Annotated in this window: 16 protein-coding genes; 2 read left to right on the top strand and 14 right to left on the bottom strand. The window is 48.7% G+C overall.

Going from position 1 to position 16,419, the window contains the following annotated elements:
• Window positions 1-290: 290 nt before the first annotated feature.
• Window positions 291-1,181 carry a phenylalanine 4-monooxygenase gene (gene phhA / locus GEV47_RS06170; RefSeq protein WP_153234252.1) on the bottom strand — a complete coding sequence of 297 codons (891 nt, stop codon included), beginning with the start codon at window positions 1,179-1,181 and terminating at the stop codon, window positions 291-293.
• Window positions 1,182-1,294: 113 nt separating this feature from the next.
• Entirely contained in the window at window positions 1,295-2,431 is a 1,137-nt protein-coding gene (hppD, locus tag GEV47_RS06175) for a 4-hydroxyphenylpyruvate dioxygenase (RefSeq protein ID WP_153233876.1), read from the bottom strand.
• Between the two features lie 256 nt (window positions 2,432-2,687).
• Between hppD and GEV47_RS06180 the strand changes: the two genes are divergently transcribed.
• The gene (locus tag GEV47_RS06180) at window positions 2,688-3,200 is read left to right on the top strand and encodes an Lrp/AsnC family transcriptional regulator (RefSeq protein WP_153233877.1); all 513 of its coding nucleotides are present in this window, start codon (window positions 2,688-2,690) and stop codon (window positions 3,198-3,200) included.
• 114 nt (window positions 3,201-3,314) lie between these two features.
• Here GEV47_RS06180 and GEV47_RS06185 read toward each other — a convergent pair whose 3' ends face one another.
• The 12 genes from GEV47_RS06185 to GEV47_RS06240 form a co-directional block, all read right to left on the bottom strand.
• Complete coding sequence (locus GEV47_RS06185) at window positions 3,315-3,635, bottom strand: hypothetical protein (RefSeq protein ID WP_153233878.1); 321 nt, start codon at window positions 3,633-3,635, stop codon at window positions 3,315-3,317.
• Window positions 3,636-3,740: 105 nt separating this feature from the next.
• Complete coding sequence (locus GEV47_RS06190) at window positions 3,741-4,526, bottom strand: molybdopterin-dependent oxidoreductase (RefSeq protein ID WP_153233879.1); 786 nt, start codon at window positions 4,524-4,526, stop codon at window positions 3,741-3,743.
• 50 nt (window positions 4,527-4,576) lie between these two features.
• Window positions 4,577-5,182 (bottom strand): cytochrome b/b6 domain-containing protein, encoded by a 606-nt coding sequence (locus GEV47_RS06195; protein ID WP_153233880.1) that lies wholly within the window; start codon window positions 5,180-5,182, stop codon window positions 4,577-4,579.
• A gap of 351 nt (window positions 5,183-5,533) precedes the next feature.
• On the bottom strand, window positions 5,534-5,788 hold the full coding sequence (locus GEV47_RS06200) for a YciI family protein (RefSeq protein WP_153233881.1): 255 nt from the start codon (window positions 5,786-5,788) through the stop codon (window positions 5,534-5,536).
• Window positions 5,789-5,832: 44 nt separating this feature from the next.
• Window positions 5,833-6,528: a GNAT family N-acetyltransferase gene (locus tag GEV47_RS06205; RefSeq protein WP_153233882.1), complete on the bottom strand. Its 696-nt coding sequence runs from the start codon at window positions 6,526-6,528 to the stop codon at window positions 5,833-5,835.
• Window positions 6,529-6,656: 128 nt separating this feature from the next.
• Window positions 6,657-7,898, bottom strand: coding sequence for a multifunctional CCA addition/repair protein (locus GEV47_RS06210; RefSeq protein WP_153234253.1), 1,242 nt, complete (start codon window positions 7,896-7,898; stop codon window positions 6,657-6,659).
• A 23-nt stretch (window positions 7,899-7,921) separates the two neighbouring features.
• A complete protein-coding gene (locus GEV47_RS06215; protein ID WP_153233883.1) occupies window positions 7,922-8,623 on the bottom strand; it encodes a glutathione S-transferase family protein in 702 nt (233 codons plus the stop codon).
• 263 nt (window positions 8,624-8,886) lie between these two features.
• Complete coding sequence (locus GEV47_RS06220) at window positions 8,887-10,368, bottom strand: efflux transporter outer membrane subunit (RefSeq protein ID WP_228124601.1); 1,482 nt, start codon at window positions 10,366-10,368, stop codon at window positions 8,887-8,889.
• 10 nt (window positions 10,369-10,378) lie between these two features.
• Window positions 10,379-11,521 carry an ABC transporter permease gene (locus GEV47_RS06225; RefSeq protein ID WP_153233885.1) on the bottom strand — a complete coding sequence of 381 codons (1,143 nt, stop codon included), beginning with the start codon at window positions 11,519-11,521 and terminating at the stop codon, window positions 10,379-10,381.
• Window positions 11,518-12,537: an ABC transporter ATP-binding protein gene (locus tag GEV47_RS06230; RefSeq protein WP_153233886.1), complete on the bottom strand. Its 1,020-nt coding sequence runs from the start codon at window positions 12,535-12,537 to the stop codon at window positions 11,518-11,520. The genes GEV47_RS06225 and GEV47_RS06230 overlap by 4 nt, the downstream gene beginning before the upstream one ends.
• 18 nt (window positions 12,538-12,555) lie before the next feature.
• Window positions 12,556-13,542, bottom strand: coding sequence for an HlyD family secretion protein (locus GEV47_RS06235; RefSeq protein ID WP_153233887.1), 987 nt, complete (start codon window positions 13,540-13,542; stop codon window positions 12,556-12,558).
• Between the two features lie 88 nt (window positions 13,543-13,630).
• The gene (locus GEV47_RS06240; protein WP_153233888.1) at window positions 13,631-15,628 is read right to left on the bottom strand and encodes a lytic transglycosylase domain-containing protein; all 1,998 of its coding nucleotides are present in this window, start codon (window positions 15,626-15,628) and stop codon (window positions 13,631-13,633) included.
• A 165-nt stretch (window positions 15,629-15,793) separates the two neighbouring features.
• Between GEV47_RS06240 and GEV47_RS06245 the strand changes: the two genes are divergently transcribed.
• A complete protein-coding gene (locus GEV47_RS06245; protein ID WP_153233889.1) occupies window positions 15,794-16,393 on the top strand; it encodes a 5-formyltetrahydrofolate cyclo-ligase in 600 nt (199 codons plus the stop codon).
• The last annotated feature ends 26 nt before the right edge of the window (window positions 16,394-16,419 follow it).

The following is a 16,419-nucleotide window of genomic DNA, read 5'->3' on the forward strand; positions in this document are numbered from 1 at the left end:
GCCCATTGTTCCTAGTTTTGTATTTTACCCTGTTGCAAGGTCTACTTGGTACAGCTTGTTACTTCAAATCTGTTTCACTCAATATTCTTACACCGGAACCTCGTAACAACTGTAACAAGGCGTAAGTCAAATGGAAGGTACTCTGCGGAAAGAGTGTAATAGCAACTTGCTTGAGGCGATTGGTAACTTCCCTGTACAGTCGCCTTGGGCATTCCTCCCCCTAGTGTCCCTTTTCACTAGTTTGCGGATTCTGCTCTCCCCAGCAGAATTCGCTTTTTTATTTCCGCGTCTTATTTGTTAGATAAGTTTGTTTCGCCAGCCAGCAAAGAATTTGCAGGTAATGGTTCTTGCGATTGCAATCTTGCATACATCGGTGTGAAATCTGGTGCGGTATCGTCAAACAATTGCTTAAAGTCGCGAATCACAAAATAGGTTTCTTGATAAGAATCGATTTTGTACAAAGTCCGCATGACACGCTCAACATCAAATGGAATTCGACGCGGTGCCGGATTGCTCAGGCAATATTCAATCTCTCCGCCCGATGACAAAATCCCGGCGCCATATACACGCAAGCCTTCCGGACTTTCGATCAAACCGAACTCGACCGTGTACCAATACAAACGTGCCAACATTCCCAAACCATCAAGCCCTAAAGCCTTCAAACCGCCCTTACCGTACTCTTGCATGTGATCGGCAAAGATCGGATTGAACAACAGCGGAACATGTCCGAAAAAATCGTGGAAAACATCAGGTTCGACGATGTAATCAAACTCCTCCGGATCGCGCAACCAGACGGTAACTGGAAAGCGCCGATTAGCCAGATGTTCAAAAAACACTTGATCCGGTACCAAGCCCGGCACAGCAACCAACTGCCAACCGGTTGCCTGCAACAATTTCTCAGTTGTCTGTTCAAAATTCGGAATGCCGTCACCGATATCCAAACGCTCCAGACTTTCAATATAAACATCACAAGCACGGCCCGGTATCAACTTGGCCTGACGCTGATACAAACGACGCCATAAAGCATGCTGCTCCGGTGTGTAGGCATCCCAATCCTGCGCAACCACGTATTGCGCGTCAATCTTGCTGTAATCGCCGCGCAACTTGGCACCATCTGACTTTTCGGCAACTGTGGCCAAAAAATCATCAGTGTTGACTGCATTTTTTACTTTCGTATCCATCATTTACCTTCAAAAACAGTCTACTTCTCCCCCTCAACCGCTTGCGGGAGAAGGGGGCAAAGCACATAACCGCCAAAATTCACAGGCGCACAGGATACCGGATTCCGACTTATTTAGCTGGCAGCGACCTTAGTTGCCTCTTTTAATGCGTCATCTTTCAGCACGCCGCGTTTGATCTGATCCAGTTCAATCGATTCAAACAATGCACGGAAATTACCTTCACCAAAACCTTGGTCGCCTTTACGTTGGATAATCTCGAAAAAAATCGGACCAATCACGTTTTGCGTAAATATCTGCAATAACAACTCACGTGTACTAGCGTTGCTGTTGCCATCAATCAGAATCCGCAAGCGCTTCAAATCTTCCAGGCGTTCACCATGCGAAGGCAAGCGGCGGTCAACGATGTCGTAATAAGTTTCGATCGTGTCCTGGAATGCCACTTCGCGCGCTTTCATATCCGTCACGCTGGTATAAATATCATCGGTACCCAGGGCAATGTGTTGAATGCCTTCGCCATGATACAAATCCAGATACTCGGCGATTTGCGATTTATCATCGGAAGATTCATTAATCGGAATGCGGATTTTTCCGCATGGCGATGTCATCGCTTTCGACTTCAAACCGGTCAACTTGCCTTCGATATCGAAATAACGGACTTCTCGGAAGTTGAATAAATTCTCATAAAAATCTGCCCACTCTTTCATGCGACCACGATGCACATTGTGAGTCAGATGATCAATGTAAGTTAAGCCACAACCGACTGGATTGACTTTGGCACCAGGGATCGCAACAAAATCGACATCGTAAATACTGATGTTGCCGATGGCACCTGCATCACCGGCATCCTTGCCGTGCCAGCGATCGACAAAATAAATCAGCGAATCGCCCACGCCTTTAATCGCAGGAATGTTTAATTCCATCGGGCCGGTACGATTGTCGAAACCCCAGGCACCCATTTCCAAAGCACGCTTGTAGGCAAATGCGGCATCTTTCACGCGCAAGCCAATCGCACAAACGGAAGGACCATGTTGGCGCGCAAAACGCTGCGCGAATGAATCTTTTTCAGCATTGATGATGAAATTGATATCGCCCTGGCGATACAAAGTCACATCTTTATGGCGATGACGCGCTATCGCGGTAAAACCCATTTTTTCAAATAAGGTGCCCATTGCCTGTGGATCCGGTGCGGCGTACTCGACAAATTCAAAGCCGTCGGTGCCCATAGGATTATCCCAAGGTTGAAAGTCCATGCAGGTCTCCAGTGTATATTTTTGAGTTAGGGCTGACGCAAAATTGTTCCAGCAAGGCATATCGACGAAAAGCGTGCGACCAGAAGATATAACGCCGCTGGGGCGGCTTTGCGCAAGTCCGTTAAAAATTAGCAGAAAGTTGCTCATTACTGCGTTCAGTATAAGAGCGAGTAGTAAGCAGATAATTGCAAACATTTCCTCGCGAAACTAAAATTTGGAAGTAATATTGCGCAAATAACGATTTTTAGGGTGTTTTATGCCGACCATAGAATTAGACAAGACAGATCGTAAAATTTTGGCAATTTTGCAGGAGGACGGACGCCTTACCAATCAAGAGGTCGCTGAAAGAGTCAACTTGTCACCATCCCCGTGTCTGCGCCGCATCAAACGCTTAGAACAAGCTGGTGTGATTCGCCAATATGTCGCCTTGCTAGCACCAGATAAAATCGGTCTCGGCTTATTAGCTTACGTTAATGTGCGCCTGGAAAAGCATAGTGATCCGCAAACCAATTTGCCCCGTTCCAGTGCAGCCAACATACACTCGCCTCGTGCAGATTTTTCTGCATCGGTTGCCAACTGGCCGGAAGTGGTGGCTTGTTATGCAATGACGGGGGAAATGGATTATCTGTTGCGAGTACACGTAGAAGACATGGCGCATTTTTCGCGCTTCATGATGGAAACGCTGTTGCGCCATCCGGCTGTGCTGGATGTGAAATCGAGTTTTGCTTTGCAGCGCCTGAAGGATACGACGGCGTTACCCTTGCTATAAAAAATACCGGCAGCAGCCTGCTGATTTTGCAAAACATGTTTTATGTTTTCTGACGCATAAAAATTGCCCATCACTCGCTTTCCCGTTTGGGCATCGAAGATGGGCAATCAGTCATTACTTCGACATATTGTCCTTTGACATATTATCTTTCGTCATATCGTCCTTGGACATATTGTCTTTTGACATACTGTCTTTTGCGGCTGCAGGATTGTGTTTCTTGACATACTTCTTATTGCTGCTCTTAGCAGGCATTTTCGAAGTGTCTTTTCCCATTGCATCTGTCGACATAGTGCCTTTATCCATAGCGTCCGGTTTGGACATGGTGTCTTTAGACATATTATCTTGTGCCATAGGCGTCGCGCTTTGTGCAAATACGCTGGCGCTCATCAACATCATCCCTGCAGCAACTAAAAAAGTAGAAATAGCTTTATTCATATTGGTCTCCAAATGTGAAAATGGCGAAAGTGCCACAGATATCAGCGAATGCTTTTAGTGCAGATGCAAAAGCACGTAGACGATTTTCAATCTACATCGCACATCTCAAGATCCGCCAAACCAGTTGTACCCCTGATCTTCCCAATATCCCCCGGGGTAAGTATTCGTAACTTCAAGCGAAACAATATGCTTGGGATTTTTGTAGCCGAGTTTGGTCGGCATCCGTAACTTCATCGGAAACCCGTATTTCGTCGGCAAAATTTCACCGTCGTATGTCAGCGTCAATTGCGTTTGAGGATGCAATGCGGTCGGCATATCGATGCTGGTGTAGTAATCGTCGGCACATTGAAATGCAATATATTTAGCACTCAGATCTGCACCAATTTGTTTTAGAAAATACGCGAATGGAACACCACCCCAACGGCCAATTGCGCTCCAGCCTTCTACGCAGATGTGACGGGTAATTTGTTCTACCTGCGGTAGTTGATGTAGCTCGGACAATTTCCAGGCGTGCTTATCAGCTACCAGTCCACTTATCTCCAATTCGAATGCATCTCCATCCACTTCAGGTGCTTCGCTTTCACTGTAGAAAGCGTTAAATGGAAAAGGACGTGTCATCATCGATGCAGAATAAGTCGGTGCCAAACGAGTAGGATCAAACAGCCAGGCTTGTACGCCATCGTTATAGCGTGATATGCGTTCCAGCATGCTATTCACGGATGGCTGATCTGTGATATTGCAGCCCGTCAGCATGGACAAACCACCCAATGTCAAAACGCGTTTGGCAAACAATCGTCGCGACGGCATCGTCAAATTCAATTCTCGACGCGCATCTTTAAGAATGGATGCGACATCCAATTCTGGATTAAGTCGATTAGGTTTCTTTATCATGATGCAGTCTCTATGCAATTTTCAATGTATACAAAACCGTGCGCCAAATCCTAACGTCCTCTCAGCATGGCGAGTAAGGTACGAGGAACCAACGCGACCATAACAACGTGGACAAAGACAAACAAAACTAAAAAACTCATCGCAAAAAAATGGATAACACGCGCATTATCAAAGCCACCCATCAGCTCACGCAGATGCGGAAATTGCACCGACTTCCACACGACCAAACCCGACAGCACCATCAAAATCAGATCGAGAATGATGGCGATGTAAGCCAATTTTTGAACCGCATTATATTTATCCAATGCGTCATGGTGCAGCTTGCCAGTGAACGCCTTGACGGCATCTCGTATCACATCAAGCGGTCGCAGCGGCAGAAATTTTTTCCACAATCGACCAGTAATAATATTCATGCCGAGATAGAACAAGCCGTTGAAAAACAATAGCCACATCGCTGCAAAATGCCACTGCAACGCGCCGCCTAACCAACCACCCAAAGTCCAATCCACAGGAAATTTGAATGGAAAAATTGGTGAAGCGTTATAAATACGCCAACCGCTAAAAACGAGAATGAATACCGCAATGACATTGAGCCAATGCGTAATACGCAACCAAAGCGGATGTATCGTAATTTTGCCTGCGGCGGATGGCTTCATTTGTATATCTTTCGCAAAGAAAATCAATAAAAATATTGGAATTATGGAAACGCATTTCAGCACAGCCTGAAGATAGCCCACGTTTATTTTTATTGATTAGTCGTGCGGCAGAAGAAGACCTTACGCATCTCGATAATTATTTTTTAGAGTCGATAAAGTAATCCACTCATACTACTCTGTCTCTGAAATAGTGCTCAGATCGACTCTGATCAAATCGAGAATGCATGTCTTTGGATTACATGCGGATGTGTGCATTAAGACAATTGCATGAAGGAGGCAGGCATTGCGCTTATGTTAGTTAGTAAGCACAATTTAAATTTGATAGATAAATGAAGTGCGTAAGTGCATCCTTTATTGAGCGTTCCACTCATACACCGTCACCACTGATGAACCGGTAGTATGCACAGGATCACTGAACGCCATTGCGCGCGCATCCTCCAGACTGGCCGCTGTCAATAAATAAGCGCCTCCTGATTTATCAGTAAATGGTCCGGCTAATTCCAGTACGCCTTTTTCTCTCAATTGTTCTAAAAAAACATAATGCAATGCAATCGCGCTTTGCTGAAAGTTTGCGGTGCGCATGGTCGTGACCAAATAACGCGGCATGAATTTCTTTCGACAGATAAAGAAACAATGATAAATTAATTTGATTAGTGTCGTTTTTTGCCCGGCAAATTATTAAACCATTTCAACGCCGCACGCACATTCGCTTTCAACGTGTAATCCAAAGTTGCCGCCTGCTCCTGCATCGCTTCGGCAATCACGCTGGCTGGATTCGCTGGGGGCAATTTAAGATAGGCATCGGCTTCACCATAATCCCGATGTATTGTCATTCCGGCTTTTTTTGCAATGTGCATCATCACTTTGTTCGACGACAGACAGTGCATATATAGAGTATCAATATCGGCATTGCGGCAATGTATCGCCGCGCGTTGAAACAAACGCGTTCCGACACCCATCCCGCGTGCAGCACTTGAGACAGATACGCCGTATTCAGCAATTCTTTCTTTGGTTGTCACCGCTTTCATATTGGGAACCGTATCACGCGGTGCAAATGCCAGATGACCAACCCCAAGCAAACGCAATTTGCGGTCATACACACCAAAAATTTTATCGCGTGAAAAATCCAGATTCTCAACGTAACGCTGTATCAATTCATCCGATAATTTTGTACCAAATCGCAACAAACGATCACGTTCGTCTAAAGCCAGAAAATGCACCAATAAGCGTTTACGCGCACGACGTGATAATTCTTTAACGAAAATGTTCGCTTTGGGCGTGGTAACAGGAGACAGCTCGGGGTGCTGTTTCCCGGAAAATTCAGGGGGGCTGTCGATAGCGGCCATCTTTGCATCTCTCTATACAGAAAATCATCTCAGGTAAGAGGCAGGAAACATGCCAGGACATTGTAAAGCACGGTAGCGCCTTATTCACAATAGTCCTAAATCCAGTAAAGAAAAGCAGAGCAAGTGTTCTATTCGGTGGCTGACAACAGACGTTGTGCTTGTACCAACACATCTACCGCAGCAGTACGTGCCGCATGTAATTCCTCTGGGATGCGCTGTGGTTGCTCCTGAAATTTTCCTGCTATTTCGCCAGCATTGACAGATTGCGCTGCAGACAGTGCTGCCTGTAGATACGCAAATTGTGGGAATGGTTTATCGGCATAACCGGTTCGCCCCCGATAATCGCATTGCGTCGCTTGCAGTAAGCCGATAAAACGTTGCGGTTTGCGAAACGCATCACAACGACCCAACAAGGTGACAATGGTGTTGGCACGTAACTCAAATGCCCTGCCAACGTTGCCATGTTCGCGTGCGGTCATCACTGCTAAATCACGCACATCACCAGGTACTTTCAAACGCTGGCACACTTTTTCGACCAAGTTGACACCTAATCCTTCGTGACCATGATGACTTGGCCATTGCTCCTTTGGCGTCACACCTTTGCCGAGATCGTGCATCAAAGCCGCAAAACGTACCGGCAACGGAAAACCATCGCTAGCTGCGGTATCAAGCACCATCATTATATGAACACCAGTATCGATTTCCGGGTGCCATTTCTCCGGCTGCGGCACGCCCCATAATGCATCGAGTTCAGGCAAAATTTTTGCCAATGCACCACAAGCGCGCAACACTTCAAACATGCGCGATGGTTGCGCCTCCATCAAACCACGCGAAATTTCTTGCCACACTCGCTCCGGCACCAAGGCATCGACCTCTCCGGCTGCCACCATACGCTGCATTAATACGTTAGTTTCTGGCGCGACCGAAAACTCAGTAAAACGTGCTGCAAATCTGGCAATGCGTAAAATTCGCACCGGGTCTTCAGCAAAAGCCGCCGACACGTGACGAAATATTTTCGCCTGCAAATCCTGCTGTCCGTGAAAAGGGTCGATCAAGGTACCATCGTCAGCGCGCGCTATCGCATTAATCGTCAAATCGCGCCGCACCAGATCCTGTTCCAACGTGACGTCAGGATCAGTGTGAAAAACGAAACCTTTGTAACCAGCAGCTGTCTTGCGCTCGGTGCGAGCCAAAGCATATTCTTCATGCGTAGTTGGATGCAAAAACACAGGAAAATCCTTGCCGACAGGTTGAAAACCTCGCGCCAGCATTTGTTCCGGCGTAGCACCCACCACCACGTAGTCGTGATCCTTCACTGCCAACCCCAGCAGTTCATCACGTACCGCACCACCGACGACAAAGATTTTCATATTCATTCAAAACAGCTGATTAATTACTGATGATTCGGCAAAACTTCTACTTCCGCGATTGCTTCACGCATCCATTGTGCGACCGCTGGATGTGCTTGTACACGCTCGGCGTAGGCTTGCAGCGCCGGCGCCAACGATACGCCATACGTACGGAAACGCATCACCACTGGTGCGAAATAAGCATCGGCAATCGAAAATTCGCCAAACAAAAATTGATGATGACCAAATTCAGAAAGACAGTTTTCCCAAATTTCACAAATACGACCAATGTCTGCCTGCGCTTGTGGGGTCCGACCTTGTCCCGGATGGCTAGCGCGAATATCCATAGACATGGCCGAACGCACACCCGAAAATCCAGAGTGCATTTCGCCGCATATAGCGCGTGCTACCGCACGGGCGGCAACATCCTGCGGCCACAAATGCGCTTCAGGAAATTGTTCTGCCAGATACTCACAAATCGCCAGCGAATCCCAAATCTGCAAACCGTTCGCTATTAACACCGGTACTTTACCTGCATCCGAATAACGCGCAATCTCGGCCGCAGTATCCGGCTGATCCAGCAAAATTCTGACTTCATTAAAAGCAATGCCAAACGCTTTCATCACGACCCATGGCCGCATCGACCATGATGAATAATTTTTATTCCCGATCACCAAAGTCATGCCGGATTTTCCAGCATTTTTCAATAGTTCTGAGACCATGGCATTGCGTTCCGTTGTTTGCATAAATCAGATTCTCCACAGTTGGTATCAATTTTACGGCGAGTTGTATTCTCACATAATTACATGATTACATCATTAAGTAAGGTCGAATAATCATTTTGAAAATACCCTCGTCATTCCCGCGAACGCGGGAATCCATCTTACGCAACTTGGACCCCGCGTTCGCGAGGATGACAGCGGTGCTTTTCATATCGATTATTTCGAATTACTTACATGATTAAAGCAGATGCCAATTGCAGGACGGGTGGAGTACGGTGAGATTCATCCTAATTCTGAGGAATTAATTTCTCACCGTTCCACCAGCCACCGCCTAAAGCTTGTAATAGCGCAGCAGTATCGGCATAACGCGCCGCTTGCGCCGTAATGCGATCGAGGTCAGTTTGCAATCGTTGACGCTGGGCGTCTAACAGATTGAGATGACTGATACCGCCGACCTGATACTGGCGCTGAGTGATGATCAAACTCGTGGTCGCGCTCTCAGCAGCCTGGGTACGTGATTGCAAGGTTTGCGCATCATTTTCCAGTGCGCGCAAAGTATCGGCGACTTGCTGCAGTGCTTGCAGTACGGTTAATTGATAGCTAGCGGCCGCAGCATCGTAGGCTGCAACGGCTGCGCGTTTTTTCGCACGAAGTTCGCCTCCATGAAACAACGGCTGCATCAATTGCAATCCTATGCTCCAGACATTGAGACTATTTGCAAGGTCGCCTACATGCGTTTGCTCTGTTCCTGCGCTGCCGGACAAAGTCAGTTGCGGATAAAGGTTGGCGCTGGCCACGCCGACTTGCGCACTGGCCTGACGAAGTACGGCTTCTGACGCAAGAATGTCGGGACGTTGACGTGCTAATGCCGAAGGCAGAGACAGTGGCAAAGTCTGAGGCAGCGTCAAACTATTCAAATCTAATGGCGTCAGATCAGCTTGCGCCGGCGCCTTGCCTAAATAGACAGCGAGCTGATGGCTCACTTGTGCAAACTGCTGCTTTAATGATGGCAGTGCAGCGCTGCTTTGCGCCACCAATGTACGCTGATTTTCAACATCAAGTCTGGCGATACCACCAGCAATCAAGCGCTGCTCCATGATGGCCAACTGCTGACGCTGTAATTGCAGCATATCTTCCGTTGTCGAAATCTGTGCATACAGTGCAGCCTGCTTAATGGCTGCCGTCACGACATTTCCGGCAAGCGTCAATCGTACTGCCTGCAGCTCATAATTCTGCGTATCAACTTGCGCCTGCAAACCTTCCAGCATACGGCTATTTGCGCCAAAAGCATCCACCGTATAAGAAACGTTGAGCGATGCATTGAACAGATTGAATGGCCCTGATTGCGGAACATTTGGCGCACCTAAGGTGGCAAGGTCAATTTGCTGACGGCTGCTGCCGAATTGCAGATTCGCTTGCGGATAGCGTGTAGCGCCAGTTTGCGCTATCAGATTTTCGCTAGCCTGGCGCAAGGTAGCTTTTGCCTGCGCTATTTGCGGATTATTAGTCAGCGCGGTGCGTACCATCGTATCTAATCGTGGTGAGTGAAAAAGCATCCACCACTGCGCCGGAATGTCAGTACCGTCATGAAAATTCTGCGCGACACCACCAGCGCCATTGCTGGCAACAGTCGCCGTTGGTTGTGTACCCGATGTGTACTGTTGTACATCTGGAGCTTGAGGTTTTTGAAAATCCGGACTGACCGCACAGGCGCACAACAAGCTGGCTAAACCAAGCATGAAAATGCGTCGTATAAAATCCGCTGTCATCATGCCTCCCTTAATCCAAAGTGCGGCGATAAAACCGCACCGCAATGCCCATCACGATGACCGTGAATATCATCAGAGGCCAGATGCTGGGCCATAAATCCGACCATCCATTTCCCTTCAGCAGAATACCGCGTATCAACCGGTTGAAGTATGTCAGCGGCATTAGGTTACCAATAAATTGCGCCCACTTTGGCATACCTTGAAATGGAAACATAAAGCCAGACAACAACATATTAGGCAGGAAGTAAAACATCGTCAGCTGCATTGCTTGCAGCTGGTTTTGCGCAATCGACGACAAGGTAATACCAACCGTCAAACTAGCCGCAATAAATAACAACGCCGCCAGATAAATCGCCATAACACCGCCAGCGAACGGTATGTGAAAAACAAACCGCGCGCCTAACAAAATGATGGTGGACTGAATCAGTCCGATGAGGATATAAGGCATGATCTTGCCAGTCATGACTTCAAGCGGTGTAACCGGCGTAGCCAATAGGTTTTCCATGGTTCCACGCTCACGTTCGCGCGTCATCGCCAGGCCTGTCATCATCACCATAGTCATCGACAGGATGACGCCCATCAAACCCGGTACCACGTTATAGTTGCTGACTCCTTCCGGGTTGTACAAACGATGCACCTGCACATCGAAAGCAGGCAACCCACCACTAAATTTTGCCAGGGGCCCGGTTAAATCTTTGCTGGCCACCGACTGCACCAATTGCGGCACCGCCGCTAGTGCGAGCCCGGTAGCGGTGGGATCGGTAGCATCGGCCTCAACCAACAATGCCGGGCGTTCTCCGCGCAACAAATCGCGCGTGAAATTAGCAGGAATATTGAGAACGAATTGCACTTTTCCTTGCGCCAGCGCGGCACGACCGGCCTCTTCATTTGGAAGTTCTCCGACGATATCAAAGTACTCAGAATTTTGCATCGCTGCGATGTAAGAACGCGTAAACTCGCTATGATCCGCCGTAATCACTGCGGTCGTCATGTGCTTGGGATCCGTGTTGATGGCATAGCCAAACAACAGCATCTGCATCACCGGAATCACAGTGATCATCCGCACCGTCACTGTATCGCGTAGCAGTTGCAGAAATTCTTTGAGCACGATGCTCCACCAACGGGCGAAAGAAAAACCTGCGAATGGATTCATGTCTGCTCCCCGAAATTATCAGCAGAACGATTCATCATGTAGATGAATACGTCTTCCAGACTAGTGGGAATTGCCTCCATGTGAAAATTATAACTTTGCATGGCACGCCGCAAAGTTTTCTCCAGCTGCGTGGCATCTTTACCGCACACATGTAGAGACGTGCCAAACGCGACCAACTGATCAACACCGGGTTGCCCATGTAAATGCTCGGACAATGCGACCAGCGCATTGCTGTTGGCGGCGCTATGGGCACTGTTTTGATCGCCGTTAATATTGCTGTAAAGCGCCCAGGTAGCAAGTGCCTGGCCCGCAACCACTTCAGCGGCGGTGCCTTGTACCAGTAATTTTCCATAGGCGAGATACGCCAGCTTATGGCAACGTTCGGCCTCATCCATGTAATGCGTGCTGACTAAGACGCTAATACCCCGCGCAGCCAATCTATGCAACTCTTCCCAGAAATCGCGCCGTGCAGCAGGATCGACACCAGCGGTCGGTTCATCCAAAAGTAATAGTTCCGGCTCATGCAACATGCTTGCTGCCAAAGCCAGCCGCTGCTTCCAACCACCGGAAAGCGAACCGGCGAGTTGCTTGGCTCGACTGGTCAGGCCTAGTTTCTCTAGCGCCTGATCAACGACTTCCTTGCGATTTGGCATGGCGTAGATACGCGCAACGAAATCCAGATTTTCGCGGATACTCAAATCTTCCCAATACGAAAATCTCTGCGTCATGTAACCGACTCGACGCTTGATCTGATCGCTTTGCTTGATGATATCGAAACCTAAACAGGTGCCATGACCAGAGTCCGGCGTCAACAATCCGCACATCATGCGTATCGTCGTGGTCTTACCGCTGCCGTTTGGGCCCAGGAAACCATATATCTCGCCGCGCCGCACTTGCAACGACAAATCCTTCACTACGTGTTTATGGCCGAAATGTTTATTGATGCGGTCAACGTCGATCACCAGATCGGGATCCGTATGATGGTCATTCCTCGCATCATTGTTCAATCCCTTCATGGCAACCTCACCTTGAATTCACTTCAGTATCACTTCCAGCGGTTGTCCGGGATGCAGTTTGAGGGCATAGCCTGCAGCTGGATGCGCCTCGATCATAAAGACGAGTTTATGGCGTGACTCATTGCTATAAATGATAGGCGGGGTATATTCCGCATTGGTTGCAATGTAAGAAATACGCGCGGCTACCTCTTTCTGACAACCATCGCAACGCAGCGCCACCATTTGATTTAAGTGAAGTTTGCCTAACGCTGCTTCTGGAACAAAGAAACGCGCCTTGACGTTTTCCGGTGGCAGCATGCGCACCACCGGATTACCGGCAGCCACCCATTCGCCTTCGCGATACATCGTGTCGAAAACCAAACCGGTACGCGTCGCGCTGACAGTTTTCTGCGCCAGTTTCCATTCGGCTTGCTCCAATGCTGCCTGTGAAGCATCGACTTGTGCCTGTTGTGCGCGAATTTGCGCGTCACGATTAGGCAAGCGATCAACCGCCAACTGACTTTGCCATTGCAGTACTTGCGCTGTCGCCATATCAAAGGCAGCGCGGCTATCATCTAGTTGTTGTTTGGCGATACCGCCTGCTTGATATTGAATTTGATCGCGGTTGAGCTGAATACTCGCTTTTTTTGCCGCAGCTTGCGCCTGTTCCAGTTGCGCACGGGTTACCGCTTGCTCTTGCGGACGCTTGCCGTGCTTGATATCGGCAAGCTGTGCTTCGGTAGCATCAAGTTGTTGTTGTGCCTGGCGTTGGGCGGCCGCTTCATTGGCCGCTTCAAGGGCGAACAGAGAAGCACCCAGCGCCACCTGCTGCCCTCGTGTCACAGACAAGTGATCGAGCCGACCTGATTGTGACGATGAAACATCAACATATTCAGCTTCAACGTAACCCTGCCAAACGGATTCACTTTCACGATTGGGCGTGCATCCTGACAGCAGAAAATAAGTTGCCGCCGCCACCGCAGCAGCAGCAATCACTAACTTATTCGCACGCTCTGGCCGCTGCATTTTCTCTCCCGTACGTGAAAAGGGAAATTTATTCCTCTCTCCCACATGCGGGAGAGAGGAATAAAGCATACAACATCAGTTCATCACATCAAGGCAACACCGACGCCGTAAATTCCTTCGGCCCCACCGAACCCAAACGCGCTTTTAGCGATTGCGGCTTACCGTCAAATAAGGCCGCGTAGTAGGTTGCATTGGCCAGCACATTTTTGACATAACCACGCGTTTCGTTGAATGGAATAGTCTCGGCAAAAATAGCTCCTTCCACCGGACCTGCCAACGTCGCACGCCATGCCCGTGGTCGGCCCGGTCCAGCGTTATAGGCGGCTGTCGCCATCGCTTCCGAACCATCCAAGTCACTCAAGACCATGTTCAGATAATTGGTGCCCAACATGATGTTGGTACCGATGTCATTAACCTGGCTTGCCGAGAATCCATCCATGCCGATTTTTTTGGCGACAAATTTCGCAGTCGCTGGCATGACCTGCATCAAGCCAGATGCGCCAACATGCGAACGGGCCGCTTGAACGAAGCGCGATTCCTGGCGAATCAAACCGTACACCCATGACATATCCAAACCCAATGCTTCTGTGTTTGTCGTCATGATGTCGCGATGTGGTGCCGGGTAACGCTGGCTGAAATCGATTTCCACTTTGGTACGATCGGAAGTGTTAACCATTCGATCCAATACATTGTTTTGACGCGCAAATTCTGCCGCCGCCAACAATTGTCGGTCCGTCATATTGCGCAACTCCCAATTCCATTCACGTACGCCTTCAAAGCGCATATCCATGTCAAAGAAGCGTAAGGCGCGACGGAAACCGGCATTCCTCTCCATCGGTGCTAATTCCGCTTTAGCAATACTTACTGGACCTGCGGTGACAAAGATTTTCCCTCCCAACTCTTCCAGCGCCAACTGCCCGTAAAAATTAGTTTGATCCGCAATCGATTGGAATAATTTCTGCGCTTGCTCTGAGCGTCCTTCGGCACGCAATGCGCGTCCCAGCCAATAGATCCAGGTTGGATCGTCGCGCAACGAAGCTGGCATGGCTTCGATACTGCTCTTAACCTGACGCCAGTCACCGGCACGCAAAGCGGCGCGCACACTCCACTGATATTCATCCATGGTCAGCGGTGCGCCTTTAGCTGCACGCCAATAATCTGCAGCTTGTGGATCGAGCTTCAATGACGCTTGTTGCGCAATTTGCGCCCAGCCTAATGCACGCTCTGAAACGCTCAATTGATCTATCGCAGAAGTCAACGCATCGGCGGCTTGCGATGGGTTGCTTTTTGCAACCCGCCCTAATGCTACGATAAATAATTCATGACTCGTGCTATCTGTCCCTGGGCCTCGTGCAACGACCAATCCTGGTTTATCGATCGCTTGCGCTAATTGTGTATCGCTGGCATTGACGAAGCTTGCCAGGCGACGCGCGACCCCGGCATAGCCCGCTTCGTTGGCCAGGCGAATTTGCCACCAAACATCACTTTGACCAAATTGATTATTCTGCGCCAGGAGTCCGATCAAGTCGGTACAACCCGGACCGTAATCTTTGGGTGTAGTCAGCAACGATCGTGCTTCGCTAACCACATTGATACCTTTTAATACTTTGGAAGTTAACGCATAACATTTGAGCTGGGTATCATCGTTCAGCACAAACAAAGGATATTGCTGGTCAAAGGTTTGCCAGTTACCGGCTTTACCCAATTCCAATAACCAGTCGTTACGCAGACGGTCAGCAATCGCGGTGCCGTCATAGCGGTTTAAATATTCACGGATTTCAGATTCTGGCGCGACCAAATCTTTGATACGTGGTTTCAAGCGATAATAGTCTACATAAGACGGAATATCATAATCCGTCAATGTTGCGGCAAGCGCGTCTACTTTATCGGTTTTATCGGGTTTTGCGACACGCGAGGCATCGCGCAAAGCGGCGAATGCATCATCAGGATTGTCATAACCAATCCCTGCGCTGGCGCTATTGGCCGCACGTGTTTGCGCCATGACCAGCGGCGGAAAAATCGCCGCGATCATGGCGGCACAGGCAATGACTTTTAAAGTGGTAGAGATTCTTTTTTTGGATAGCATTTTGTTCAACCTTCTGTGCAAATAAGTGTGTCCAAAAAACTGTTTAGAACAGGTGCTCCGACGCAGGCAGTACGACAACGTGAGGCAACAGTGTATAAACAGTTTTTTGCACAGACTTAACTGTCTCTACAATCAGTAGCAACCTAATGAATAGGATAGCACGCGATGACGGATGATCAAGATTTCAGCTTAGAGAATGCTGCCAATCAGGCGCAAAAAATACAATTACGCACCGCTCTTTTAGCAAACCGCAAAGTGATCCCGGAAAAGACACGTCTCGCCCTTGATAACGAAATAGCAAAGCGTACCATCGCTTGGATTGAAAAATTGATAAAAGTTCAATCTGACGCGGTAATTGGTGTGTACTGGCCAATTCGCGGGGAGCCGGATTTACGGCCGGCGTATGCCAAACTGGCAAGTCTCGGCGTAGCACTCGCATTACCGGTGGTAGTTGATGAAGATGCGCCATTGCGCTTCTTGCATTGGACTCCAGGAGAGGCGATGACGCAAGATCGTTTCGGCGTCGCGGTGCCCGTTAAAGAAGACATCGTCCGGCCGCAAGCCTTACTGATTCCCTGCGTTGGTTTTAATCAACAACGAAGAAGGCTGGGCTACGGTGGTGGTTTTTATGACAGAACATTGGCAACCACACCACGGCCGCAAACCGCCGGGATTGCTTATGACTGTGGCTTCGCAGAATTTGCAAGCGCATCACATGACATTGCGATGGATGTGATTTTTACGGAAACGAAAATATTTCTGTAAATAAAAATGGGCACGGCATGCCGCAC

The organism is Glaciimonas soli, from assembly GCF_009497155.1.
GTDB classification, from domain to species: Bacteria; Pseudomonadota; Gammaproteobacteria; order Burkholderiales; family Burkholderiaceae_D; genus Glaciimonas; species Glaciimonas soli.

Coding starts and splice junctions, on each gene's coding strand:
- GEV47_RS06205 (WP_153233882.1), bottom strand. CDS start 6,528: ATGGCCGCTATCGACAGCCCCCCTGAATTTTCCGGGAAACAGCACCCC.
- GEV47_RS06190 (WP_153233879.1), bottom strand. CDS start 4,526: ATGATAAAGAAACCTAATCGACTTAATCCAGAATTGGATGTCGCATCC.
- GEV47_RS06215 (WP_153233883.1), bottom strand. CDS start 8,623: ATGCAAACAACGGAACGCAATGCCATGGTCTCAGAACTATTGAAAAAT.
- GEV47_RS06185 (WP_153233878.1), bottom strand. CDS start 3,635: ATGAATAAAGCTATTTCTACTTTTTTAGTTGCTGCAGGGATGATGTTG.
- hppD (WP_153233876.1), bottom strand. CDS start 2,431: ATGGACTTTCAACCTTGGGATAATCCTATGGGCACCGACGGCTTTGAA.
- GEV47_RS06220 (WP_228124601.1), bottom strand. CDS start 10,368: ATGACAGCGGATTTTATACGACGCATTTTCATGCTTGGTTTAGCCAGC.
- GEV47_RS06245 (WP_153233889.1), top strand. CDS start 15,794: ATGACGGATGATCAAGATTTCAGCTTAGAGAATGCTGCCAATCAGGCG.
- GEV47_RS06225 (WP_153233885.1), bottom strand. CDS start 11,521: ATGAATCCATTCGCAGGTTTTTCTTTCGCCCGTTGGTGGAGCATCGTG.
- GEV47_RS06230 (WP_153233886.1), bottom strand. CDS start 12,537: ATGAAGGGATTGAACAATGATGCGAGGAATGACCATCATACGGATCCC.
- GEV47_RS06200 (WP_153233881.1), bottom strand. CDS start 5,788: ATGCCGCGTTATTTGGTCACGACCATGCGCACCGCAAACTTTCAGCAA.
- GEV47_RS06210 (WP_153234253.1), bottom strand. CDS start 7,898: ATGAAAATCTTTGTCGTCGGTGGTGCGGTACGTGATGAACTGCTGGGG.
- GEV47_RS06195 (WP_153233880.1), bottom strand. CDS start 5,182: ATGAAGCCATCCGCCGCAGGCAAAATTACGATACATCCGCTTTGGTTG.
- GEV47_RS06240 (WP_153233888.1), bottom strand. CDS start 15,628: ATGCTATCCAAAAAAAGAATCTCTACCACTTTAAAAGTCATTGCCTGT.
- GEV47_RS06235 (WP_153233887.1), bottom strand. CDS start 13,542: ATGCAGCGGCCAGAGCGTGCGAATAAGTTAGTGATTGCTGCTGCTGCG.
- GEV47_RS06180 (WP_153233877.1), top strand. CDS start 2,688: ATGCCGACCATAGAATTAGACAAGACAGATCGTAAAATTTTGGCAATT.
- phhA (WP_153234252.1), bottom strand. CDS start 1,181: ATGGATACGAAAGTAAAAAATGCAGTCAACACTGATGATTTTTTGGCC.